At 63.8% G+C, this 23,641-nt stretch carries 24 protein-coding genes and 1 pseudogene; 11 read left to right on the plus strand and 14 right to left on the minus strand.

Annotated features, from left to right (window positions below; genetic code table 11):
* The first annotated feature begins 36 nt into the window (after window positions 1-36).
* From ercA to NTD88_RS22740, 6 genes are all read left to right on the plus strand, one after another.
* Window positions 37-1,200 carry an alcohol dehydrogenase-like regulatory protein ErcA gene (gene ercA, locus NTD88_RS22715; protein ID WP_262127904.1) on the plus strand — a complete coding sequence of 388 codons (1,164 nt, stop codon included), beginning with the start codon at window positions 37-39 and terminating at the stop codon, window positions 1,198-1,200.
* Window positions 1,184-2,851 carry a NahK/ErcS family hybrid sensor histidine kinase/response regulator gene (locus NTD88_RS22720; RefSeq protein WP_262155031.1) on the plus strand — a complete coding sequence of 556 codons (1,668 nt, stop codon included), beginning with the start codon at window positions 1,184-1,186 and terminating at the stop codon, window positions 2,849-2,851. Before ercA ends, NTD88_RS22720 begins: the two co-directional genes overlap by 17 nt.
* Window positions 2,852-3,105: 254 nt before the next feature.
* Window positions 3,106-3,510, plus strand: coding sequence for a TraR/DksA family transcriptional regulator (locus tag NTD88_RS22725; protein WP_095157597.1), 405 nt, complete (start codon window positions 3,106-3,108; stop codon window positions 3,508-3,510).
* A gap of 589 nt (window positions 3,511-4,099) precedes the next feature.
* The gene (locus NTD88_RS22730) at window positions 4,100-5,323 is read left to right on the plus strand and encodes a methyl-accepting chemotaxis protein (RefSeq protein ID WP_410017306.1); all 1,224 of its coding nucleotides are present in this window, start codon (window positions 4,100-4,102) and stop codon (window positions 5,321-5,323) included.
* Between the two features lie 395 nt (window positions 5,324-5,718).
* Window positions 5,719-6,186, plus strand: a complete 468-nt coding sequence (locus tag NTD88_RS22735) for a hypothetical protein (protein WP_095157593.1) — start codon at window positions 5,719-5,721, stop codon at window positions 6,184-6,186.
* Window positions 6,183-6,383 carry a hypothetical protein gene (locus NTD88_RS22740; RefSeq protein ID WP_262155029.1) on the plus strand — a complete coding sequence of 67 codons (201 nt, stop codon included), beginning with the start codon at window positions 6,183-6,185 and terminating at the stop codon, window positions 6,381-6,383. Before NTD88_RS22735 ends, NTD88_RS22740 begins: the two co-directional genes overlap by 4 nt.
* On the opposite strand, the gene NTD88_RS22745 is transcribed toward NTD88_RS22740, so the two are convergent.
* The 7 genes from NTD88_RS22745 to NTD88_RS22775 all read right to left on the minus strand — a co-directional run bounded on the left by NTD88_RS22745 (window position 6,377) and on the right by NTD88_RS22775 (window position 13,527).
* Window positions 6,377-6,739 carry a Na+/H+ antiporter subunit G gene (locus tag NTD88_RS22745; RefSeq protein WP_095157589.1) on the minus strand — a complete coding sequence of 121 codons (363 nt, stop codon included), beginning with the start codon at window positions 6,737-6,739 and terminating at the stop codon, window positions 6,377-6,379. The two genes, NTD88_RS22740 and NTD88_RS22745, sit on opposite strands and share 7 nt — an antisense overlap.
* On the minus strand, window positions 6,736-7,014 hold the full coding sequence (locus NTD88_RS22750) for a K+/H+ antiporter subunit F (RefSeq protein WP_095157587.1): 279 nt from the start codon (window positions 7,012-7,014) through the stop codon (window positions 6,736-6,738). The genes NTD88_RS22745 and NTD88_RS22750 overlap by 4 nt, the downstream gene beginning before the upstream one ends.
* A complete protein-coding gene (locus NTD88_RS22755) occupies window positions 7,011-7,499 on the minus strand; it encodes a Na+/H+ antiporter subunit E (protein ID WP_262155028.1) in 489 nt (162 codons plus the stop codon). Before NTD88_RS22755 ends, NTD88_RS22750 begins: the two co-directional genes overlap by 4 nt.
* A complete protein-coding gene (locus NTD88_RS22760; protein ID WP_262155027.1) occupies window positions 7,496-9,181 on the minus strand; it encodes a monovalent cation/H+ antiporter subunit D in 1,686 nt (561 codons plus the stop codon). The genes NTD88_RS22755 and NTD88_RS22760 overlap by 4 nt, the downstream gene beginning before the upstream one ends.
* The gene (locus NTD88_RS22765) at window positions 9,178-9,522 is read right to left on the minus strand and encodes a Na+/H+ antiporter subunit C (protein WP_009394682.1); all 345 of its coding nucleotides are present in this window, start codon (window positions 9,520-9,522) and stop codon (window positions 9,178-9,180) included. The genes NTD88_RS22760 and NTD88_RS22765 overlap by 4 nt, the downstream gene beginning before the upstream one ends.
* Complete coding sequence (locus tag NTD88_RS22770) at window positions 9,522-12,437, minus strand: monovalent cation/H+ antiporter subunit A (protein ID WP_262155025.1); 2,916 nt, start codon at window positions 12,435-12,437, stop codon at window positions 9,522-9,524. Before NTD88_RS22770 ends, NTD88_RS22765 begins: the two co-directional genes overlap by 1 nt.
* Before the next feature lie 145 nt (window positions 12,438-12,582).
* Window positions 12,583-13,527, minus strand: coding sequence for a DMT family transporter (locus tag NTD88_RS22775; protein ID WP_262155024.1), 945 nt, complete (start codon window positions 13,525-13,527; stop codon window positions 12,583-12,585).
* Between the two features lie 87 nt (window positions 13,528-13,614).
* Between NTD88_RS22775 and NTD88_RS22780 the strand changes: the two genes are divergently transcribed.
* Window positions 13,615-14,178 carry a helix-turn-helix domain-containing protein gene (locus NTD88_RS22780; RefSeq protein ID WP_262155023.1) on the plus strand — a complete coding sequence of 188 codons (564 nt, stop codon included), beginning with the start codon at window positions 13,615-13,617 and terminating at the stop codon, window positions 14,176-14,178.
* Between the two features lies 1 nt (window position 14,179).
* Here NTD88_RS22780 and NTD88_RS22785 read toward each other — a convergent pair whose 3' ends face one another.
* Complete coding sequence (locus NTD88_RS22785) at window positions 14,180-14,728, minus strand: cysteine hydrolase family protein (protein WP_262155022.1); 549 nt, start codon at window positions 14,726-14,728, stop codon at window positions 14,180-14,182.
* A 103-nt stretch (window positions 14,729-14,831) separates the two neighbouring features.
* Between NTD88_RS22785 and NTD88_RS22790 the strand changes: the two genes are divergently transcribed.
* A complete protein-coding gene (locus NTD88_RS22790) occupies window positions 14,832-15,803 on the plus strand; it encodes a GlxA family transcriptional regulator (protein WP_262127895.1) in 972 nt (323 codons plus the stop codon).
* Window positions 15,804-15,805: 2 nt separating this feature from the next.
* Here the strand turns inward: NTD88_RS22790 and soxR are convergent, their stop codons facing one another.
* Window positions 15,806-16,255 carry a redox-sensitive transcriptional activator SoxR gene (gene soxR, locus NTD88_RS22795; protein WP_095157571.1) on the minus strand — a complete coding sequence of 150 codons (450 nt, stop codon included), beginning with the start codon at window positions 16,253-16,255 and terminating at the stop codon, window positions 15,806-15,808.
* 187 nt (window positions 16,256-16,442) lie between these two features.
* On the opposite strand from soxR, the gene NTD88_RS22800 reads away from it, so the two are divergent.
* Window positions 16,443-16,814, plus strand: a complete 372-nt coding sequence (locus NTD88_RS22800; RefSeq protein ID WP_262127894.1) for an antibiotic biosynthesis monooxygenase — start codon at window positions 16,443-16,445, stop codon at window positions 16,812-16,814.
* On the opposite strand, the gene NTD88_RS22805 is transcribed toward NTD88_RS22800, so the two are convergent.
* On the minus strand, window positions 16,809-17,579 hold the full coding sequence (locus NTD88_RS22805; protein ID WP_095157567.1) for an alpha/beta hydrolase family protein: 771 nt from the start codon (window positions 17,577-17,579) through the stop codon (window positions 16,809-16,811). The two genes, NTD88_RS22800 and NTD88_RS22805, sit on opposite strands and share 6 nt — an antisense overlap.
* Complete coding sequence (locus tag NTD88_RS22810; RefSeq protein ID WP_262127893.1) at window positions 17,566-18,669, minus strand: DUF3182 family protein; 1,104 nt, start codon at window positions 18,667-18,669, stop codon at window positions 17,566-17,568. The genes NTD88_RS22805 and NTD88_RS22810 overlap by 14 nt, the downstream gene beginning before the upstream one ends.
* A gap of 204 nt (window positions 18,670-18,873) precedes the next feature.
* On the opposite strand from NTD88_RS22810, the gene NTD88_RS22815 reads away from it, so the two are divergent.
* Together NTD88_RS22815 and NTD88_RS22820 are read left to right on the plus strand one after the other, a co-directional pair.
* Window positions 18,874-20,034 (plus strand): cysteine desulfurase family protein, encoded by a 1,161-nt coding sequence (locus tag NTD88_RS22815; protein WP_262155021.1) that lies wholly within the window; start codon window positions 18,874-18,876, stop codon window positions 20,032-20,034.
* 57 nt (window positions 20,035-20,091) lie between these two features.
* Window positions 20,092-21,906, plus strand: a complete 1,815-nt coding sequence (locus tag NTD88_RS22820) for an aminopeptidase P family protein (protein WP_262155020.1) — start codon at window positions 20,092-20,094, stop codon at window positions 21,904-21,906.
* Window positions 21,907-21,958: 52 nt separating this feature from the next.
* On the opposite strand, the gene NTD88_RS22825 is transcribed toward NTD88_RS22820, so the two are convergent.
* The 3 genes and pseudogenes from NTD88_RS22825 to NTD88_RS22835 form a co-directional block, all read right to left on the minus strand.
* On the minus strand, window positions 21,959-22,240 hold the full coding sequence (locus NTD88_RS22825) for a hypothetical protein (RefSeq protein ID WP_110972607.1): 282 nt from the start codon (window positions 22,238-22,240) through the stop codon (window positions 21,959-21,961).
* A 180-nt stretch (window positions 22,241-22,420) separates the two neighbouring features.
* Window positions 22,421-23,308, minus strand: coding sequence for a threonine/homoserine exporter RhtA (gene rhtA / locus NTD88_RS22830; RefSeq protein ID WP_262127943.1), 888 nt, complete (start codon window positions 23,306-23,308; stop codon window positions 22,421-22,423).
* A 145-nt stretch (window positions 23,309-23,453) separates the two neighbouring features.
* A pseudogene (locus tag NTD88_RS22835) lies at window positions 23,454-23,641 on the minus strand (hypothetical protein); the annotation flags it as partial.

Consider the following 23,641-nt stretch of genomic DNA (forward strand, 5'->3'; position numbering starts at 1 on the left):
GCTGGCGCAATCCCAAAAAGAACAAGAAGGCGTTGCATGAGCCCGAACCTGAGCCAGTTGCGTAAGTTCGTCTCCCCCGAAATCATCTTTGGCGCCGGCTGCCGCCACCACGTCGCCAACTACGCCCGCACCTTCGGTGCACGCAAGGTCCTGCTGGTCAGCGACCCTGGCGTGATCGCCGCCGGCTGGGTCGCCGATATCGAAGCCAGCCTGCAGGGCCAGGGCATCGACTACACCCTCTACAGCGACGTCTCGCCCAACCCGCGCATCGAAGAAGTGATGAACGGCGCCGAACGCTACCGCAGCGAACAGTGCGACGTGATCGTCGCCGTCGGCGGCGGCAGCCCGATGGACTGCGCCAAAGGCATCGGCATCGTGGTCGCCCACGGCCGGCACATTCTCGAATTCGAAGGGGTCGACACCATCCGCGTGCCGAGCCCGCCGCTGATCCTGATTCCGACCACCGCCGGGACCTCGGCGGACGTCTCGCAGTTCGTGATCATCTCCAACCAGCAAGAACGCATGAAGTTCTCCATCGTCAGCAAGGCGGTGGTGCCGGACGTGTCGTTGATCGACCCGGAAACGACCCTGAGCATGGACCCGTTCCTCTCGGCCTGTACCGGCATCGACGCGCTGGTGCACGCCATCGAAGCCTTCGTTTCCACCGGCCACGGACCGCTGACCGACACCCACGCGCTGGAAGCCATGCGCCTGATCAACGGCAACCTGGTGCAGATGATCGCCACCCCCAGCGACATCAAGCTGCGCGAGTCGATCATGCTCGGCAGCATGCAGGCCGGGCTGGCGTTCTCCAACGCGATCCTCGGCGCGGTGCACGCGATGTCCCACAGCCTCGGCGGCTTCCTCGACCTGCCGCACGGGCTGTGCAACGCGGTGCTGGTGGAGCATGTGGTGGCGTTCAACTACAGCGCCGCGCCGGACCGTTTCAAGCTGATCGCCGAGACCCTGGGCATCGACTGCCGCGGGCTCAACCACAACCAGATCCGCACGCGTCTGGTCGAACACCTGATCGCCTTCAAGCACGCCGTGGGCTTCCATGAAACCCTCGGTTTGCACGGGGTCAACGGCAGCGATATTCCGTTCCTGTCGCAACATGCGATGGACGACCCGTGCATCCTCACCAACCCCCGAACCTCAAGCCAGCGTGATGTCGAGGTGGTCTATGGCGAGGCCCTCTGAACCTCGCGACGAGGCCCTCGCCGGGCTGCTGGGCCTGAGCAACCACACCGTTCGCAAGAGTCACTACCCGGAACTGGCCGCGCGCCTCGACGAGCTGGAGACCGAGCGCAACCGCTACACCTGGCTGTTCGAGCACGCCGTGCACGGGATTTTCCAGGCCAGCCTCGAAGACGGCCTGCGCGCGGCCAACCCGGCGATGGCGCGGATGCTCGGCTATGCCGATCCGCAGCAATTGCTGCTGGCGCGCACGGACCTCGCCGGGCACCTGTTCGTCGGCGGCCAGGAAGAACTCATGGCCATCGCCCAGGAACTGCAGCGCGAGCGGGCGCTGCTGGGCTACGAAACCCAGTTGCAGCGCAAGGACGGCAGCAGCATCGACGTGCTGATGAACCTGTTGCTGCGGCCGGACGAGGAGGGCGTGGTCGAAGGCTTCGTCGCCGACATCACCGAGCGCAAGCAGCACCACGCCCGTTTGCAGCAGCTCAACGACGAACTGGAACAGCGCGTCGCCGAACGCACCAACCAACTGATGGAAGCCCGCGACGCTGCCCAGGCCGCCAACCGCAGCAAGGACAAGTACCTCGCCGCCGCCAGCCACGACCTGCTGCAACCGCTCAATGCCGCGCGGCTGCTGATCTCGACCTTGCGCGAGCGGCGCTTGCCGGACGCCGAGCAATTGCTGGTGGAACGTGCGCACCAGGCCTTGGAAGGCGCCGAAGACCTGCTCACCGACCTGCTGGACATTTCCCGCCTCGACCAGGCGGCGATCAAGCCGGACCTTGACCTTTATCACCTGGATGAGCTGCTGGTGCCGCTGGCCTCGGAGTTCCAGCCGGCGGCGGAAGCCGCGGGGCTGAGCCTGCGGGTGCGCAGCGGCGGGTGGCTGATCCGCACCGACATCCGTCTGCTGACGCGGATCCTGCGCAACTTCGTCAGCAATGCCTGCCGCTACACCGGAGAGGGGCGCATCCTGCTCGGCGCACGGCGGCGCGGGCAGGTGCTGCGCCTGGAAGTCTGGGACACCGGCCGCGGCATCGCCGCCGATCGCCTGGACTCGATCTTCCTCGAATTCAACCAACTGGATGTCGGCCGCGCCGCCGACCGCAAAGGCGTCGGTCTGGGGCTGGCGATCGTCGACCGCATTGCGCGGATCCTCGAATGCCAGGTGCGGGTGCGTTCCTGGCCGGGGCGCGGATCGGTGTTCAGCATCGACGTGCCGCTATCCAGCGAAGCCCCGCGTCCGGTGGTCGCACCCAGCGCGCCGCTGCCGGCCCTCGGCGATCCGCTGCCGGGTCGGCGCCTGCTGGTGCTGGACAACGAGACCAGCATCCTGCAAAGCATGGCCGCGTTGCTCGGCCAATGGGGTTGCGAAGTGCTGACCGCCACCGACCGCGAAGCGGCCTTGCAGGTGCTGGAGGGCAGGGCGCCAGAGCTGGTGCTGGCAGACTTCCACCTCGATCATGGTGTTACCGGATGTGAAGTCGTTCGTGACCTGCGCAAATACTTCGGCACGGCGATTCCGGCGGTGATGATCACCGCTGATCGCAGTGATCAGAGCCGCCGGGCGATGCAGCGACTGGGCGCGCCCTTGCTCAATAAACCGGTGAAACCCGGCAAGTTGCGTGCGGTTTTAAGCCAATTGCTCGGATAAGCGGGCACTGCCGTGCTTCACGCGGCGACGGGTTATTTGCTATAAACGCTGCCCCCGGCGCCAGAGTTGTCCGGGGCGGGGGCTTTTCGGACAAAACCACAGTCATTTCTGTTGCCCGTCACGAGGCTCGGCCTTAGACTGCCGCCCCCTGTAAATTGAGTACCAATTGGTGCTTGAAGAATTCCGCTGCGGTGGCACGACCACCACGGCACCTGATTCGTCTAAATGCACGTAATTTTTTATTAGAGAAATCAATGACAAAGGAAAAGTTGCTGGCCATGCCGGCCGATGACTACATGAACGCCGAGCAACAGGCGTTCTTCACCGAGCTGCTGCAGACGATGAAGGTGGAGACCCACGAGCGCATCGAGCAAAGCCGTGTAACCATCGAAAGCCTGGACTCGCCTGCCGATCCTGCCGATGCCGCCTCGGTCGAAGAAGAGCGCCACTGGCTGGTCAACGCCATCGAGCGTGATCAGCGTCTGCTGCCACAACTGGAAATGGCCCTGGGCCGCATCGCCGACGATAGCTTCGGCTGGTGCGATGACAGCGGTGAGCCGATTGGCCTCAAGCGGCTGTTGATCAGCCCTACCACCAAGTACTGCATCGAGGCGCAGGAGCGCCACGAGCAACTGGACAAGCACCAGCGTCAGGTCTGATTCCGCGCTGTTGTTAACTGAAACCCCGGGCCATGTGTCCGGGGTTTTTGTTTGGGGGCCCTGCGCTGTGAGCTCCCACAACAGACTTCGCCCCTCAGAACAGAAATTGTCCTGCATCAAGGCCGGGTCGGCTTACGCCCAAGGAAGCATGGCTAATGGCGTTGTAGTGGCGTTTAATGACTCCACAATAACAAGCGGAGCCAGAGTCATGATGCGAGAAGGATCTCTGCCAGCCAGCCTGGCACAACCAGACCCGTCAACGAAGGTGGCGCGCGGCTGGTCCGGCACGTTGCTGCAAAGCCTGGTATTGGTGGTGGTGCTGGCGGCCATGGCCTTTGCCGGTATTTCATTCTGGTTCTGCCTGCCGCTGGCCTTGTTGGCCCTGTGGCTGCCACACCTGCGCAGCCGCCCGCGCCCGGCGCCGGTTGCGGTGAGCGATCCGCTCGCCGAGCTGACCCGCGACCTCGCCCAGAGCACCAGCCACAACGCCCTGTCCGCCGCCGGCGTGGCCTATTCGGTCAAGCAACTGTCCGAGAAACTGCAATCGCAACTGGCCTCGGCGGCGCGCATTGTCAGCAGCGCCGAAGTCATGATCGGCACCGAGAAAGTCACCTCCAAGCTCAGCCGCGAGGCGCTGGTCGCCGCGCAACAGGCTCACGAGAGCAGCGCCGCCGGCCGTACCGTGCTGGCCGAGTCGATCCAGTTGATGCACCAACTCAGCGCCCGGGCCAACCAGAGCCGTGAGTTGATCGAGGCGCTGCACCAGCGCAGCGAAGACATCGCCCGCGTCACTCTGGTGATCCAGGCCATCGCCAGCCAGACCAACCTGCTGGCGCTCAATGCCGCAATCGAAGCTGCCCGTGCCGGTGAGCATGGCCGCGGTTTCGCCGTGGTCGCCGACGAAGTACGCGGCCTCGCCGGACGCACCGCCACGGCCACCGAGGAAGTCGGTCTGATGGTCGCCGAGATCCAGCAGCGCACCGCCCAGGTGGTGGAGCAGATTCGCCAGCTCTCCGACGACCTGCACAGCGGCGTCGGCCAGGTCGAACACACCGGTGAGCAACTGGACTCCATCGCCGGGCTGGCGGCGGGCGTCGAAGACCAGATCACCGAGATCGCCGGCGGCACCGAATCGACCCGCACCCAACTGGACAGCCTGTTCCAGGCTGTCGAGCAGATGCGCAGCGACCTGGCCGCCAGCGACCAGCAAACCCAGCGCCTGGCCCAGGCGGCGGTGCAGATGGAAGGGCAGGCCGAAAGCATCAGCGAGCGCCTGGCCGAGGTGGGCCTGGACGAGTACCACCAGCGGGTGTTCGACCTCGCCCTGCGTGGCGCGCAGCAGATTGGCGAGCGCTTCGAGGCAGATATCCGCGAAGGCCGCATCACCCACGACGATCTGTTCGACCGCCAGTACCAGATGCTGCCCGGCACCCGCCCGGCGCGTTACCGCACCCGCTTCGATCACTACACCGATCAGATGCTGCCAGGCATCCAGGAACCGCTGCTGCGCGAGCACGAAGGCCTGATCTATGCCATCGCCTGTACGCAGCAGGGCTATGTGCCGACCCACAACAACGCCTTCAACCAGCCGCTGACCGGCGACGAAGCCACGGACACCGCGCATAACCGCAGTAAACGCAAGTTTGATGACCGCACCGGCATTCGCTGCGGCAGCCATCAGCAACGAGTGCTGTTGCAGACCTACACCCGCGATACCGGCGAGCTGATGCACGACCTGTCGGTGCCGATCAAGGTCGATGGCCGCCATTGGGGTGGACTGCGGCTGGGCTACCGGCCGGAGAAGATGCCTTAACCGCGACAAGCTTCAAGCGACAAGCCACAAGAGGAAGCCTCGGCGCACGAGGCGTTCTCTTGTGGCTTGTCGCGTGTTGCTTGTCGCTCAAAAAGCCTCGACGGATTTCCGTGTTTTCGGGCATATTCCCTTCCCTGTTCTTACAGTCACCGCATTTTTTTCCTTAGTGGCTGTCAGAAAGTGTGTTCCGGTCCAGAGGAAAATTCCCTGGTTAGTTCGTCGCCGGGCAATAGCTGGCATGGAATAGTGCGTTTTCCCGCAGTGCGAAACGCCAAAAAGCCGCTACTTTTTTGTTCCAAATCACTAGTCTTTCCGACTTCGAATTGAAGAACGGCGTACCCGTGGGAGTCTTTTACCCGTGCGCCTGTGTGATACCGGTTTTTGAGGAGTTTTCATTGGCAGTCAGCAATCTCGATATGCATGCCCTGTTCGTGCTGGGCGACCTTCGCGGCAAACTGGTCAAGCTGTTCCAGTCGCGTTACGTCTATGTCACCGAGCAGAGCCCCGAAGGCCTTTACATGGCCGAGATCGACACCGAAGAGTCGCTGGTGGTGGACGACAAGCAGCGCCTGGAGCTGAAAGTCGGCGACCACTTCCGCGCTGCCGTGCTGCCGAGCCGTGAGGGCGGCAAGTTCGAAATCCGTTTCCGTGAAATCAAGCTGACCATCTATGGCCTGGGCGAGTACGCCTTTGTCAGCGTGCCGGAAGGCAACGGCATCGTCTTTCGCGAGGGCAAGGGCGTGGTGATGGTGTTCGCCGCTAACGAGCGCATTGAAGAAGGTCTGTCGAAGGTGCTCAAGGCAGCCACCGCCAAAGCCGCCAAGTGGCGCAAGGGCGAGCTGACCTTCAAGGCCAGCGAGTGAGCGGACGGCGTGAATTCCACGCCAGCCATCAACCGCGCGCCGAAGCGCAGGCACGCCAGTGGCTGGCGCGCCGCGATGAGTTGAAAGAGCAGTGGCTGAGCTGGGTCGCCGGGCAGCTTTACCAGCTTGAGCCGGCGGAGTACGCGGCCATGGTCAGGCGCGAGCTGCAACGCCTGAGCGAGCAGTCGCCTCAATAATCCTTTTCGGGGCTGCCGCTGACTTCATCAGGTACGTCCTCGCCGGCCATGCGCTTGCGAAACAGCGCGGTGCGGGCCAGCAGCAGGGTGGTCACCGGCACGGTGATCGACAGCAGGATCGGGATCAGCCAGGCATGCAGCACCGGCGTTTCCTTGAGCCCCGAGAAATACAGGATCGACGCCAGCGACACGCACCAGGCGCCCAGGGTCGAGGCCAGCGCCGGCGGATGCATGCGCTGGAAAAAGTCCTTCAGGCGCAACAGCCCGATGGCACCGGTCAGGGCGAACAGGGCGCTGGTCAGGATCAGCGCGGCGGTCACTACTTCCAGCCAGAACGGCAATACCGGAGCGGTCATTCGATCACCTCGCCACGCAACAGGAACTTGGCCAGGGCGAACGAGCCGACAAAGCCGAACAGGGCAATCAGCAGCGCCCCCTCGAAGTAGGTATCGCTGCCGTAGCGGATACCCAGCACCAGCATCGTCAGCATCCCCAGCATGTACAGGTAGTCCAGCGCCAGTACCCGGTCCTGGGCCGAGGGCCCGCGAAACACGCGGACCAGGGTCAGCGCCATGGCAATGGCGAAGATGAACAGGCTGGCGATGATGGCGTTGGCAAGCAGGCCAGTCATTCGAAGATCTCCATCAGCGGACGTTCATACGTGGTCTTGAAGTGTTCGATGAAGCTCGCCTCATCGTCCAGGTCGAAGACGTGCAACAACAGGATGCTGCGGTTGAGCGCCAGTTCCGACCACACCGTGCCGGGAATCACCGTGGTGATCATCGACAGCGCGGCCAGGCCGTGGGCGTCGCGCAGGTCCAGCGGAATGTGCACGAACTGCGAGCGCGGCGGCCGGCGCCTGGCTTGCCAGACACTGCGAAACACCTGCAGGTTGGACACCACCACATCCGCGCCGACCCGCAGGATCAGGCGCAGGATGGTGCCCGGATGGCGGATGCGTGCTTGCAGCGGGCGCAGCGGCGCCATCAGTTGCGGCGCGACGATGCCGAGCAGGATCGCCAGCAGCAGGTTGCCGGGGCTTACCGAGAGGTTGAGCACCAGCCAGAGGACGGCCAGCGAGAGCGACAGCAGCGGCGCGGGGAAGAGTTTTTTCATGGTTGCACCTGCCCGACGCTGTTCAAGGTGGTAGGGCCGGGGATTGGCTGGGTGCCCAGCACGGCTTCGATGTAGACGCTGGGGTCACTCAGGCTGGCGGCGGTGTCCTGGGCGTAGCGCATCAGCGGCTCGGCCCACAGGCTGAGCACCACGCACAGGCTCAGCAAGGCGACGATGGGCACGCATTCATACAGGCGCAGCAGCGGCGAGGGGCGCTCCTGCGGCGTCCAGAAGCGCTGGATGCCGACCCGCACCAGGGCAATCAGCGAAGCCATTCCAGACAACACCAGCAACGCCACCAGCACCCAACCGGTGACCGGCACCGGCTGCTCCGGCTCGATACCCAGGCCCAGCGGGTTGAACAGCGCGGTGATCAGGCTGAACTTGCCGACGAAACCCGACAGCGGCGGCATGCCGATCACCAGCAGGGCGCAGGCGATAAAGCTGAAGCCGAGGAACGCCATGGTCCACGGGATGACCTGGCCGACCACGGCTTTCTGTTCGTCGTCGAGGTTGATGCCCTTGGGCGGCTGCAGCGATTCCAGCGGCGAGGGCATCGCGTCTTCTTCTTCGTCCTCGGGGATCTCGTTGGCCGAGCGCGAGCGTTCGATCAGTTCCGCCAGAAGGAACAGCGCGCACAGCGCCAGGGTCGAGCTGACCAGGTAGAACAGCGCGGCGGAGGTCACCGCGGTCTGGCCGAAGCCGATGGCCGCCACCAGGGTGCCGGCTGACACCAGAATGCTCAGGCTGGCCAGGCGCTCCAGGCGTTGCGCGGCGAGGATCGACAGCGCGGCGCAGGCCAGGGTCGCCAGGCCGCCGTACACCAGCCACTCGCCACCGAAGAACGCCGAGGCGCCGGCTTGCCCGGAGAACAGCAGGGTCCACAGGCGCAGCAGGGTGTAGATGCCGACCTTGGTCATGATCGCGAACAGCGCGGCCACCGGCGCGCTGGCCGAGGAGTAGGCCGGCACCAACCAGAAATTCAGCGGCCAGATTCCGGCCTTGGCCAGGAAGGCGATCGCGAGGATCGCCGCGCCGGCGTGCAGCAGGCCGCGGTCGGCTTCCGGCACCAACGGGATTTTCATCGCCAGGTCGGCCATGTTCAGGGTGCCGGTGACGCCATAGAGCATCGCCGCGCCAATCAGGAACAGCGACGAAGCGAACAGGTTGATGGCGATGTAATGCAGACCGGCCTTGACCCGCGAGCGCCCCGAACCATGCAGCAGCAAACCGTAGGACGCGGCCAGCAACACCTCGAAGAACACGAACAGGTTGAACAGGTCGCCGGTCAGGAAGGCGCCGTACAGGCCCATCAACTGGATCTGGAATAACGCGTGGAAGCTGGCGCCGGCCCGGTCCCAGCGGGCCAGGGCGAAGAGCAGGGCGCTGATGCCGACTATGCCGGTCAGCACCAGCATCAGCGCGGAGAGGCGGTCGAGCACCAGCACGATGCCGAATGGCGCGGCCCAGTTGCCTGGCAGGTAAACGCCGATGGACGTCGCCTGGCCCTGGTCGCGAACCCACAGCAGCAGGGCGATGGCGATGCACAACCCGGTGAGGGTGGACAGCAGGTTGATCCGGGCCTTGAGCGGCCGGCGCTTTTCGCCGAGCAGCAGCATCAGCGCCGCGGTCAGCAGCGGCAGCAGGATCGGGGCGACAATCAGTTGTTGCATCCCACTCATTCCTTGGGCTCCCGTCCATCGACATGGTCAGTGCCGGTAAAGCCGCGGGACGCCAGCAGCACCACGAGGAACAGTGCGGTCATGGCGAAGCTGATGACGATCGCCGTCAGCACCAGCGCCTGCGGCAGCGGGTCGGTGTAGTTGAGCAGGTCCTGCGGGACGCCGTCCTTGATGATCGGCTCCTTGCCGATGAACAGGCTGCCCATGCTGAAGATGAACAGGTTGACGCCGTAGGACAGCAGGCACAGGCCCATGATCACCTGGTAGGTCCGCGGCCGCAGGATCAGCCAGACACCCGACGCGGCGAGCACACCGATGGCTATTGCGATGACTTCTTCCATCAGGCGGCGGCTCCTTGAGCGGTGGGTTTGGGCTGGCTCGGGCGGTGGGCTCGCACCGACTGGTGGGCGAGGGCGGTGAGGATCAGCAGCGTCGAGCCGACCACCACAGTGAACACCCCGATATCGAAGAACAGCGCGCTGGCCACGTGCAGGTCACCCAGCACCGGCAGGTGCAGGTGCGCGGTGTGCGTGGTCAGGAACGGGTAGCCGAACAACAACGCGCCGACCCCGGTGAGGGTCGCGCAGAGCAGCCCGGTGCCCATCCAGCGCAGCGGCCGCAGGCTCATCTGCGCCTCGACCCATTGGGTGCCGGCCACCATGTACTGGAGGATGAACGCCACCGACATCACGAGACCGGCGACGAAGCCACCGCCCGGCTGGTTGTGGCCGCGCATGAACAGGTACATCGACACCAGCAGCGCCATCGGCAGCAGCAGGCGTACCAGCACCGCCGGGACCATCATGAAGCCCAGCGCGGTGTCGGTGGCGTTGCGGGGGTTGACCAGGTCGGTGACCACGTCCGGCGCCAGCGAGCGCTGCTGGGCGGGCAACTGGATGCTTTCACGTGGCGGACGGAAGCGCCGCAGCAGAGCAAACACCGCCAGCGCCACGGCCACCAGCACGGTGATCTCGCCGAGGGTATCGAAGCCGCGGAAGTCCACCAGCATGACGTTGACCACGTTGGTCCCGCCGCCTTCCGGCAGGGCGCGGCTGAGGTAGAAGGACGAGATGAAGTTGGGCGTCGGCCGGGTCAGCATCGCGTAGGACAGCAGCGCCATGCCGCCGCCCACCAGCACCGCCAGCACCAGGTCGCGCAGACGACGCAGGCGCGCCCGTTCCTGCGAGCCGGCCGCGGGCGAGACACCTTCGATCCGCCGCGGCAGCCAGCGCAGGCCCAGCAGGATCAGCACGGTGGTGACCACTTCCACCACCAGCTGGGTCAGGGCCAGGTCCGGCGCGGAGAACCAGACGAAGGTGATGCAGGTCATCAGGCCGCAGACGCTGACCATGATCAATGCCGCCAGACGGTGGTACTTGGCTTGCCAGGCGGCGCCGATGGCGCACGCGATGGCGATCAGCCAGAGCATCACGAACACCCCGGAGCCCGGGATCTTCGGCCGGTGGCCCCAGCTCAGGCCGTGGTGCAGCAGCGGCAGCATGCCGGCCAGCAGCGCGGCCGTCACCAGCATGAACAGTTGCTTCTGCAGGCGGCGGGTGGTGAGGACGCGTTCGACCCAGCGAGCCGTGCGCATCAGCAGCACCTGGCCTTTCTCGAACAGGCGCTTGCCGTTGAAACGCTCGATGAACGGTGGATGGCGGAAGCGCCCGTGCTGGAACTGGGTTCGCAGCGCCAGGTACAGCAGGATGCCGCCGCACATGGCGATCAGGCTCATGATCAGCGGCGCATTCCAGCCGTGCCAGACCGCCAGGCTGTACTCGGGGAGCGTGCCGCCAACCACCGGCAACGCGGCGGCGGCCAGCAGCGGGCCGACCGACTGCGCGGGGAAGATCCCCACCACCAGGCAGGTCAGCACCAGCAGTTCCACCGGTGCGCGCATCCAGCGTGGCGGTTCGTGCGGGGTGTGCGGCAGGTCAGTGGCGGTCGGGCCGAAGAACACGTCAACGGTGAAGCGCAGGGCGTAGGCGACGCTGAACGTCCCGGCCAAGGTAGCGATCACCGGCAGGGCCATCTCGACCCAGGCGGTGGAGGTGATGAACACGGTTTCGGCGAAGAACATTTCCTTGGACAGGAAGCCGTTCATCAACGGCACGCCGGCCATGGATGCGCTGGCCACCATGGCCAGGGTGGCGGTGAACGGGATCAGCCGGAACAGGCCGCTGAGCTTGCGGATGTCGCGGGTGCCACTTTCGTGGTCGATGATGCCCGCCGCCATGAACAGCGACGCCTTGAAGGTGGCGTGGTTGAGAATGTGGAACACCGCCGCCACTGCCGCCAGCGGGCTGTTGAGGCCCAGGAGCAAGGTGATCAGACCGAGGTGGCTGATGGTGGAATAGGCCAGCAGGCCCTTGAGGTCGTTCTGGAACATCGCCGCATAGGCGCCCAGCAACAGGGTGCAGGCGCCGGCGCCGCCGACGATCCAGAACCATTCATCGGTACCGGACAGCACCGGCCACAGCCGCGCCAGCAGGAAGACCCCGGCCTTGACCATGGTCGCCGAGTGCAGATAAGCCGAAACCGGGGTGGGCGCCGCCATTGCGTGGGGCAGCCAGAAGTGGAAGGGGAATTGCGCACTCTTGGTCAGTGCGCCGAGCAGGATCAGTGGCAGCAGGACCGGGTACAGGGCGTGGTTGCGGATGGCGTCACCGGACGCCAGCACCCTGTCCAGGTCGTAGCTGCCGACGACATGGCCGAGCAGGATCACCCCCGCCAGCAGGCATAAACCACCCGCCCCGGTGACCATCAGCGCCATGTAGGCGCCGCGGCGAGCGTCGGCGCGGTGGTGCCAGTAGCCGATCAGCAGGAAGGAGAACAGGCTGGTCAGTTCCCAGAAAAACACGATCTGGATCAGGTTGCCGGACATCACCAGGCCGAGCATGGCGCCCATGAATGCCAGGAAGAAGGCGAAGAAGCGTGGCACCGGGTCTTGCGGTGACATGTAGTAACGCGCATACAGCGACACCAGGGTGCCAATGCCCAACACCAGCAGCGAGAACAGCCAGGCGAAGCCGTCCATACGCAGGACCACGTTCAGGCCCATGCTCGGCAGCCAGAGGATTTCTTCGCGGATCACCCCGCCATCGGCGATCTGCGGATAGAGCATGGCAACCTGCACCGTGCCCACCAGGGCAACGATGCCGGCGAGCATGGATTCGGCGTTACGCGCGTTGTGCGGCAGGACACCTGCCAGACAGCTCCCAACAAATGGCAGAAGCAGCAGAACTATCAAGGACATAGATATCTAATCTGCGGAAATTTGTAAGGGATCATACGGAACAGCCATGGGATCACCAACCATGAAGCTGTCGCAGAACCTTACAAGAATTGTAAGAAAAATCTTTTTTCTTATAACAGTTTCCGCAGGACAAGCACCCGGTTGGCTAGAGACCCGGGTCGGCTTCCTTCTCATCCGCGGCGCATTCAGCCGGCTTTTCTTCCCGGCGTTTGATCTTCAGTTCGCTCACCACCACGGCGATCACGATCAGCAATCCGCCGAGCAAGGCCAGGCCTGGCAGGCGATCACCGGCAATACGTCCGACAATCCCGGCCCAGACCGGTTCACCTGCGTAGATCAGCGTAGCGCGGGTTGGCGAAACCGACTTCTGCGCCCAGTTCATTGCCACCTGGATCACCGCGCTCATGGCGCCAAGGCCGATGGCGCTGGTCAGCAGCAGCCAGGAGAAGTCCGGCAGGCGTTCCTGGGTCGGCACCACCATCATGAAGGCCAGCGCCGAGGCAGTGGCCAGTTGCACCACGGTGACCCGGCGCACATCCACCTTGCCGGCATAGTTGCTGATCAGAATGATCTCCGCGGCGATGGCCACGGCGCTGACCAGTGTGGCGATTTCCCCAGGGCTGAATTGCACCGCGCCGCCGCTGGGGCCGGCCAGCAGCATCAGGCCGGCAAAGGCCAGGCCGATGCCCAGGCTTGGCATCAAGCCGGGGCGGCGCCCCAGCACCAGCCACTGCAACAGCGGCACGAAGGGCACGTAGAGCGCGGTAATGAAGGCTGACTGGCTGCTGCTGATGGTTTGCAGGCCGACGGTCTGCAGGCCATAGCCGAGCATGATCGACACGCCGATCAGCACCCCGGCTTTCAATTCCAGCAGGGTGAGGCCGGGCAGCGAGCGGGCGCAGAAGATGCCGACGAACAACGCGGCGGCGGCGAAGCGCAGGCCGACGAAGAACATCGGACCGCTGACAGTCATGACGTTGTGCACGATCAGGAAGGTGCCGCCCCAGAGCATGGTGATGAACACCAGCACCAGTTCCGCCTTGCTGAGGCGGAAAGTGAAGGACGCACGCGAGGGGGTATTGGTAGTCATGACCTTGCACACAGAAGAGGGGGCGACGCACAATGCGCGGCAAAGTTGGGCAGTATACTGCGCAAACCCTTTCGAGTGAGCACCCACGTGGACAAAGATTCCAATTCACGCGCTTCGGTCTTGCAGCACGTCAGTCAGAACGTGCGCCGCCTGCGTCACGACGCGGGTCTGAGCCAGAGCGCCCTGGCGCAGAACTCCGGTGTCAGCCGACGCATGCTGGTGGCCATCGAGGCGGGAGAGAAAAATGTCAGCCTGTCGACCCTCGACCTGATCGCCGAAGCGCTGGGCGTGGCCTTCAGCGACCTGATCAAAGCTGCGGACAACCGCGACTCCAGCCGTATCAACGAGCTGGCCTGGGCCGGCGAGCACCCCGGCAGCAAGGCGGTGCTGCTGGCCAGCACCCCCGCCCGCCGCGAGGTGGAACTGTGGGAGTGGCGCCTGGAACCGGGCGAGGTGTACACCACCAGCGCCGACCCTGAAGGCTTCAGCGAGCAGGTTTTCGTCTTCGAAGGCTGTCTGACGCTGCTGATCGATAACCAGCAGCACCAACTGGTTGCCGGCGAGTTCCTCAGCTACGCCAGCAACCGTAACCACTGCTACCGCAACGACGGCGAGGTGGCGACTCGTTTCGTGCGCAACGTGGTGATCTGATTCAGGCCGCGAGCCATTCTTCGGTGGAAATCACTTTGGCGTAGCCGAACGCCAGCGCAGCCATGTACGCCGCATGCACCTGGGCGGCCGGAACGTTCACGCCGTTGAACTCCACGTCGAGGGTGGCGCAGGCGTCGTGCAGCACGCTGACGCTGTAGCCGAGGTCCGCGGCGGCGCGGGTCGCGGCATCGATGCAGACATGGCTCATGCTGCCGACCACCGTCAGGTCGGTGATGTGCTGCGCCTCCAGCAGGCTCAGCAGTGGCGTGTCGAGGAAGGCGTTGACCTTGTGCTTGAGCACCACGGCCTCGCCGTCGCGGGCAGCCACTTTCGAATGAATCCGCGCCCCTTCCGAACCGGGCGTGAAGAATGGCGCATCAGCGGATTCGAATTCATGCCGTACATGCACTACGAAGTCGCCGCGCTCACGGGCTGCGGCCAGCGCCTTGGCGGCGTTGTCGGCGGCCGCGTCGGCGCCGGCCAGGGTCCATTTACCGCCGGGGAAATAATCGTTCTGGATGTCGATGATGATCAGGGCGTGCTTGCTCATGCTGCTTCCTCAGGAGGATGGTGATGGTGTGGCGGATAGTTATAGGCTTGCGCGGCGCTGTTGAAGATTGGCGCGACCGACAATTTGACGGGAAAAACTGACAATGACCTGTGTGGGCGACGCAACCGAGATCGGCATCTTGATGTACCCGGGGGCGCAGATGGCCGCGGTGTATGGCATGACCGACCTGTTCAGCGTGGCCAATCGCCTGGCCGCCGATCTTGGTGTGCGCCAACAGGCGCCGCTGCGGGTCTGTCACTGGCAGGACGTGGATGGCGCGCTGAGCGTGACCTTCGACAGCCAGCCGCAGCCACGCCACCAGCCGCGGGTGATGATCGTGCCGCCGAGCCTGGGCTCCGAGTTGTCCAGCGAAGTGCTGGAGCGCTATCGCGGGCAGTTGCGCGAATGGCACGCCGACGGCGCATTGCTGGCATCGGTCTGCGTCGGGGTGTTTTTCATTGCCGCCAGTGGCGTGCTCGATGGTCGTTCGGCGTCCACCCACTGGACCTTCGCCCAGTCGCTGGCCGAGCGTTTTCCCCAGGTCAAAGTGGAGGCCAACCTGCCGCTGCTGGACGACGGCGATGTGATCACCAGCGCCGGACTGATGGCCTGGACCGAAGTCGGTCTGAACCTGGTGGAGCGCTTCCTGGGCCATACCCTTGCGAGCGAAACCGCGCGTTTCCTGGCGGTGCAGCCGGTCCAGCTCAAGCCCGCGGGCAGCACCTTCAGTCCTCGCCTGGACCACGGCGACGAAGCGGTGTTGAAGGTTCAGCACTGGTTGCAGAGCACCGGCGCGCGGGACGTCAGCGTCGCGGTCATGGCCGAATGCGCGGGCCTTGAAGAGCGCACCTTTCTCCGGCGTTTTCGCGGCGCCACCGGGCTCAAACCCACTGAGTACTGCCAGCAGGTGCGGGTCGGACGCGCCTGCCGGATGCTCGAATTCACCCGCCGCAGCATCGACCAGATCGCCTGGGGTGTCGGCTACCAAGACCCCGGCGCGTTCCGCAAGGTCTTCCACAAAGTCACCGGCCTGGCGCCTGGCGAGTACCGTAAACAGGTGACCGGCCAGGCCTGACCTCAGTGTTCCTCGGCGGGCTCCGGCAAGTGCGGGCCGGGGCCCTGCTCGGCCAACTGGTCATGGTGGTTGCGCAGGGGGCAACTCTGCATCGACATGCAGCCACAGCCGATACAGCCGTCGAGCTGATCGCGCAGCAGCATCAGTTTGTCTATTCGCTCGGTCAGGTCGTCCCGCCATTGTGCTGACAGGCGCCGCCAGTCCGCGGCGCTGGGCGCGCGATGGCTGGGCAGGCTCTGCAGCGCGGTGTGGATGCTTGAGAGCGGCAGGCCGAGGCGCTGCGCCATCTTGATCACCGCGACCCGGCGCAGGGTTTCCCGTGGAAAGCGCCGTTGGTTGCCGGCGTTGCGGGTACTGAAAATCAGCCCCTTACTCTCGTAGAAGTGCAGCGCGGTGACCGCGACGCCGCTGCGCGTGGCCAGTTGGCCGACGCTCAGGCTTTTGTCTTGCATAAAAAGATTCTCTTGACCTTGAGCTAACTGGAGGTTTTACCGTGCCGGGCCATGCACCACAAGTGCATACCTGCCGTGCATTGTTTAGGCGGGAGACCTGTAGGAGCGAGCTTGCTCGCGAAAGGCCGCCCCCAAGCTCAACGCGTTACTCGCTGATCCGGCCAACCCGACAACGGAGAGATTTTTCATGATGGCGGTAGCAAACAGCCTCTGTTTCACCCAACTGATCGAATTCGAAGTGGCCCCGTTGCACCAGCACGCCCTGGCCCACGCCCTGGCGGCACGCAGCGAGCGGCTCGCGTTCGAACATGCCGGGCTGCTGGGAATCAGCGTGCAGGCCAGCGACGACGGCAGCCGGGTGCTGCAATACCTGCAATGGCAGTCGCGCTCCGACTGGGAGGCGGCCATTGGCAGTTTCGACCAGGAACCTTTCCTCGACCTGCTGCGCGAGCACCTGGCCCGGGGCGTGAATTTTTCCGCCTTCCAGACCCTCAGCAGCCTGGCACGCACCGCCGAGGGCGGGCTGCACTGCCAGGTGGCGCCGCACCAGACGCTATGAGTACCAGGGTGAATGGTGCGGATAGCGATCGAGCCGGGCGCCGATCACCATCTCGCTGATCCAGGCGGTGAGCAGGGCGCTGTAGGCTTTCTGGCTGCGGTCACTGGACAACGCGTGATCGGCGCCATCGACGATCCGGTGGGTCAGCGAATGGGCGCAGACGAAGGCCGAGCGATAGCTCATCAAGGTGCTGTGGGGCACATAGTCGTCCTGCTCCGACTCCACCAACAGGACGTCGCCGGAGAATTCGGCGCAAGCCGCCAGCGCCCGGTTGTCGCCGGGGCCGAGGGTCATCAGGCGGTATTGCGACAGGCGCTGGCGGTCGAGGCCCTGTTTGGGCGCGCTCCACTCGTCGTCCCAATACAGCGCCGGCACTCGCAGTGCCAGCCATTTCACCGGACGCTGGCGAGTGAGCAGGGTGGCCAGGTAGCCGCCGTAGCTGCTGCCGATCACCGCGATGGAACTGGTGTCCACCGCCGGGTGGCCGACCAGCTTGTCGTAGGCCGCCAGCACATCGGCGAAATTTTGCTCGCGGGTGACGCTGCGGCGCTGGCTTTCGGTTTTCTCATGGCCGCGCAGGTCGAAGGTCATGCACACGCAACCCAGGCCGGTGATGTGCTTGGCCCGGGCCAGGTCGCGTTGTTGGCTACCGCCCCAGCCGTGGACGAAAAGGATGCCCGGGACTTTCGCGCTGGGGCTGAGCAGCGTTCCGGCGATATTTTCGCCGTCGACAAGGATGTCGAGGGTTTCGCTATGGATGGTCATAGGCGCGGATCCTCGCGTATTTACAGATGCGTCCGACTTCAGAGTCGTCCCCTTGGTAGAAAAGCGTCGCGTCCGCGGGCAATTGCACCTCGTCGAACACCTCGTGGGTCGAGGCGCGGATGCGTTGCAGGGCCGGGTCCTCGGAAAATGCCCGCAGCGCCAGCAACTCCGCGCTGCTGGCGCCGCCGATGCGCCAGGATTGCTCCAGTACGCCGCTGCGCACGCTGCCGTGGGGTGTCAAGCCGCGGGCTACGTCGTAATTGCGCCGGGACGCGAGAAAGCCGGGAAAGGCCTGCATGGCCGCCTGCTCGTAGGTTCGGGCCTGGGTGATTGCCAGACGCAACGGATCTTCCAGCTCCAGTTGCAGCAGTTCGTCGTAGCCGCCGCGCACCAGCACCAGGTCCGAGCCGCCGTAAACCGAAACGCCTTGGTGATCGTTTGTCAGGCTCTGCACGCCGTAGTAGCTGCAGGTGATACCGGCTACCAGTGCCTGGCCGACACTGAATGTTTCAACCTGCTCAAGGTTCTCCTCCAGCACCAGGCCCCAGAGGGCCAATTCGTCTTCATCCATTTGCTGCAGCTCGGCTTCCAGGGCGTTGAGGTTTTCGATCACCGTTTGGCCGCGACCGGCGGTAGCCCGCACCGGCTTCAGCCGCAGCGGCCCGTCCTGGAACAAAAGCGCTGCGGCGCGCCGGGCATCATCGATGCTGAACACCGTGTAGCCCTTGAGCAGGGCATCACTGGCGCGGCGGGCGAAGTCGTCGGTCCAGCCCAGCGGAAAGGTGGCGCTGGCGGGCAAGGGGTGGGAGATGGCTTTGGTCGCCATGTAGGGATGAGTGACCATGCCGCCGAAGAAATCGGCGATCGAAGTGATGCCCAGTTCCCGATAGCGCGCAGGCTCGATCAGCGTCGAGGTGGGGAGGTAGTAGAAGTCACCGCTATCATCGGCCTCGGTGTCCACCACCTCGGTGTGCAGCAGCGCCGCGAGGTGTTCGGCCAGCTTGCGGTGGACAGCGCGTTCGTGGTCGGGCGTGCTCTCGCGGGTATCGAGCAACAACACGCCGTGCTTGCGGTCGGTCCGGCGGGGCATGGTAGGCGCTCCAGCAGCAAGGGATATCTGTTCTGAAGCGCGCGACCAAGCGGAAGTTCAGCGCTAATCGGGCTTTTATACTAAAAGTTATATAAATATGAAAATTGATAATTATTGGTTCTATGCTGGCTTGAGGCACTATGGCATCAGGATTCGGGAAGCGCGCTGCGTTCCTGGGCGACAACTGCCAGAGAGCCTTGAACCATGGAAAATCTACCGCTGTATTTCGACTATGCCGCCACGACGCCCGTCGACGAGCGAGTCATTGACGTGATGGTCAAGTGCCTGGGCGCAGCCGGCAATTTCGGCAACCCGGCGTCCAGTTCGCACCGCTATGGCCAGCAGGCGCGGCAAGCCGTTGAACTGGCCCGGGAACAGGTTGCGTCATTGGTGGGCGCGCGTGCCGATCAACTGGTCTGGACCTCCGGCGCCACAGAGTCGAACAACCTCGCGCTGAAGGGCCTGGCCCAGGGCCGCAGCGGCGGGCACATCATCACCAGCCGGGTCGAACACAAAGCCGTGCTCGACACCGCCCGGCAGTTGCAGGACGCCGGCTTCGAGGTGACTTACCTCACCCCGGATACGAACGGGCTGATTACCCCGCGCGCCGTATTGGCGGCCTTGCGTCCGGACACGTTCCTGGTCTCGCTGATGCTGGTGAACAATGAGCTGGGCACGCTGAATGATGTTCGCGCCATCGGTGAAATCGTTCGGCGTCATGGCGCGCTGTTGCATGTGGATGCGGCGCAGGCGGCCGGCAAAGTGGCAATCGATCTGAGCGAGTGGCCGCTGGATGTGGTGTCGTTCTCTGCGCACAAGGTCTACGGACCCAAGGGCATCGGTGCACTGTATGTTGGCGAACGCGCCCGACCCCTGTTGCAGGCACAGATCCACGGCGGCGGTCACGAAGGCGGCTTGCGCTCCGGCACCCTCGCAACGCACCAGATCGCTGCGATGGGTGCGGCGTTCGCCCTGGCCGGCGAGGTGCAGGACGAGGAGGTGGCGCGCATCCGATGTTTGCGTGATCGCCTGCTGGAACAGTTGCGTGATATTTCCGGTCTGCTGCTCAACGGCAACCCCCAACACGCCATTCCCCACACCCTCAGTCTGACCTTCAGCGGCGATTCGCTGGACCTCTCCGCACTCGGCGCAACACTGGCATTTTCCTCCACCTCGGCCTGTAACTCCGGTAGCAGTGCGCCTTCCCACGTGTTGCTGGCGCTGGGGCATGACGAATACCTGGCGAGTCAGACCATCCGTCTGAGCCTCGGACGTTTCACCCACGAGGCGGATATCGACCAGGCGGCCCGCGCGATAAGGGCTGCGCTGCGTCCGGCGCCGTTCTGGGGTGTTGCCCGAGGCTGATGCCTGCTCCATTATCAGCGGCCAGAATGAATGGCCGTGGTAGTGACAGGAGTAAGCATGAACAGTCAGCCGACAGCGCAGGATGCGATCAGTACACGAGTGGCGCGCCTGCGTCAGGTGATGCGCAACGAAGGGGTCGATGCGTTGTTCGTGCCTTCCGCCGACCCCCATCTTTCCGAATACCTGCCGGGCTACTGGCAGGCACGCCGGTGGCTCTCGGGCTTCCACGGCTCGGTCGGCACCTTGGTGCTGACCGCGGACTTTGCCGGCCTCTGGGCCGACAGTCGTTATTGGGAGCAGGCCGAGCGGGAATTGGCCGGCAGCGGGATAGAACTGGTCAAGCTGCAGCCGGGTCGCCCCGGTCCGTTGGATTGGCTGGCCGATAATGCGCCCGCCGATGGCACGGTGGCAGTGGATGGCGCGGTCATGGCCCTGGCCTCGGCCCGGCAATTGGGTGATCGGTTGAAGGCGCGCAATGTCCGCCTGTTGATGCACAAGGACCTGCTCACAGAGGTCTGGGATGATCGTCCGGCGCTGCCAACCAATCCGGTCTACGAGCATTTGCCGCCGCAGGCCACGGTCAGTCGGGTGGAGAAGTTGCACGCCCTGCGCCAGAGTCTCGCAGAGCGCGGCGCGGACTGGCATTTCATTGCCACCGTCGATGACATTGCCTGGTTGTTCAACCTGCGTGGCAGTGATGTTTCCTACAACCCGGTCTTTGTCTCCTTTGCGCTGGTCAGTCGCGATGCCGCGCTGCTGTTTGTCGGTGAAGGCAAGGTCGATGTTCAACTGCGCAAGGTTCTGGCTGCCGATGGCGTAGAGGTGCGGGATTACCCTGCGATTTCCGCCAGTCTCGCCGCGATTCCGGCGGGCAGCAGCCTGTTGGTCGATCCGGCCAAGGTCACCAGTGGCCTGCTGGCGAACCTTAATGAAGGCGTGCGGCTGGTGGAGGGCATCAACCCGACCACCCTGGCCAAGTCGCGCAAGAGCGAGGCGGACCTTGCGCACATCCGCCAGGTCATGGAGCAGGACGGTGCGGCGCTGTGTGAGTTCTTCTCTTGGTTCGAGGTCGCCCAGACTCGCGAGACGGTTACCGAAGTAACCGTCGATGAACGCCTGAGCGCCGAGAGGGCGCGGCGTCCCGGTTTCGTTTCACTCAGCTTCGCGACCATCGCCGCCTTCAATGCCAACGGGGCCATGCCGCACTATCGGGCCACGGAAGCCTCCCACGCGCGGATCGAAGGCGATGGCCTGCTGTTGATCGATTCCGGCGGGCAATATCTGGGCGGAACCACCGATATCACCCGTATGGTGCCGATTGGGACGCCTAGTCAGGCACAGAAAGAAGATTGCACGCTGGTGCTCAAGGGCATGATCGCGTTGTCGCGAGTGAAGTTTCCGCGGGGCATTCTGTCGCCGCTACTCGATGCCATCGCCCGGGCGCCACTGTGGGCAGAGCATGTCGATTATGGCCATGGCACCGGTCATGGGGTGGGCTACTTCATGAATGTCCATGAAGGGCCGCAGGTGATTGCCTATCAGGCCGCCGCCGCGCCACAGACGGCCATGCAGACGGGGATGATCACCTCTATTGAACCGGGCACTTATCGTCCGGGGCAGTGGGGCGTTCGGATCGAAAACCTGGTGTTCAATCGCGAGTCGGCAAAGAGTGCGTTCGGCGACTTCCTTGAGTTCGAAACCTTGACCCTGTGCCCGATCGATACACGTTGCCTGCTGATCGAAAGGCTCGGTAGCGAGGATGTCGAGTGGCTGAACGGCTATCACGCACAGGTACGGCGTCGGCTCGAGCCATTGCTGAGCGGTGCAGCGCTTGCGTGGCTGCAGGAGAGAACGGCGGCAATCAGCGCTTAGGTCGGCAAAATGTTGCATTAATAAAGAAGGGCAACCCACGTGTTGCCCTTTCTTATTTGCAGATGACGATCATGCTGCGGCTTGTGTAGCCCGCTGGATTGATGCCGAACGGGTAGTCGCCGGGCTCTTCATCGCCGTCGCCGGATTTTGCGATGACCTTGTAGCCTTTGGTGCCGCAAGAGCTTTCAGCTTTGCTATAGCACTTGTTCCAGGAGGAGGACAGGCCAGAGCAGTTGATGTGCAGCCCTTTCTTGCCACGCTTGACTTCGTCCTTGGCGGTCGCAGCACAACCGGCAACGGCCAGAATGGCGAGGATGAGCAAAATTCGTTTCATTCCTGTCCTTAACGCATTCGCGGGTCTGTGCCCGTGTTTGTGTACTTGGCATCGTCCTGATGCTTATTCGTCCCTGCTCCGATTTGAAAGGTTCAACATATTAGATACCGTCCACAGCTTAAACAGGGTTGGCGGGCCGACACAATCACTCATATCGCTTTAAATGAAAATATTTCTCAATCAGTCGGCTGCAACCAGCGGTGGGGCGCCCTTGCGCATGGACATCGTGGCGCCGACGGAGGCCGTAATGATGGCGGCAATCGCCAGCCATTGGGTGAGGCTCAACACTTCGTTGAGGAACAGTAGCCCGGAAAGAGCGCCGAATGCCGGCTCGATACTCATCAGCGTGCCGAACGTGCGTGCTGGCAGGCGCGTGAGGGCGACCATCTCCAGGCTGTAGGGCAGGGCGGTAGAAAGGATCGCGACACCGAGGGCTACCGGGATCAGTGCCGGGTTCAACAGCGCAGTACCGGCATGAACGATGCCGATCGGGGCAACGACTATCGCGGCAATCACCACGCCAAGGGCGGCGGTCTGGATGCCGTTCTCGGCACCGGCTTTCTGTCCATAAAGGATATACAGCGCCCAGCAAACCCCCGCGCCCAGGGCGAAGCACGCGCCTTTCGGATCGATTCCCGAACTGGTCGCACCGATAGGGACCAGCAACAGCAGGCCGGCGATGGCCATGCCGATCCAGAGAAAGTCCACCGGGCGGCGGGACGCATACAGCGCGACTGCCAGCGGGCCGGTGAACTCCAGCGCCACCGCGATGCCCAGCGGAACAGTTTGCAGCGACATATAGAAGAGAAGGTTCATACCACCCAAAGCGGCGCCGTAAACCACCACAGTCTTCAGCGTGCTGGCGGTAAGCCGTGCACGCCAGGGGCGCAGCAGAAGCAACATGATCACGCTCGCGATCAGCAAGCGCAGCGTCGTGGTGCCCTCCGGGCCAACCAGCGGGAACAGGCTTTTGGCGAGCGACGCTCCAGACTGAATCGACGCCATTGCAATAAGCAGCACGCCGACAGGAAACAGCGTGGCGGCCAGGCTGCGGGGTTGGATGTTCATTGCGGTTGGGTGTTCCTTTATATAGGAGGGCAGGGCGGTAGTTACGCCGATGGGCCTATGATGCTCAACTGCGGGGTAAATGAGCAATATAGTGCGCATATTTCTTTGTTGACCCATATTTCAAGTAAACCCTTGACGCCCCATTTTATCTGTCTATAATTCGCCCCACTTCCGGCGCAGTCGAAACGGAAAACTCCTTGAGATTCAACGAGTTAGAAGTTTCAGGTGGCGTAGGAAGTGTTTCGGTCTCCACCGAAAGCGGTGAAAAAAGGCAGTTGACAGCAGGTTGTAACGCTGTAGAATTCGCCTCCCGCTGACGAGAGATCGCAGCGG

Origin of the sequence: Pseudomonas sp. 20P_3.2_Bac5 (genome assembly GCF_025466035.1) — a bacterium.
GTDB lineage: Bacteria > Pseudomonadota > Gammaproteobacteria > Pseudomonadales > Pseudomonadaceae > Aquipseudomonas.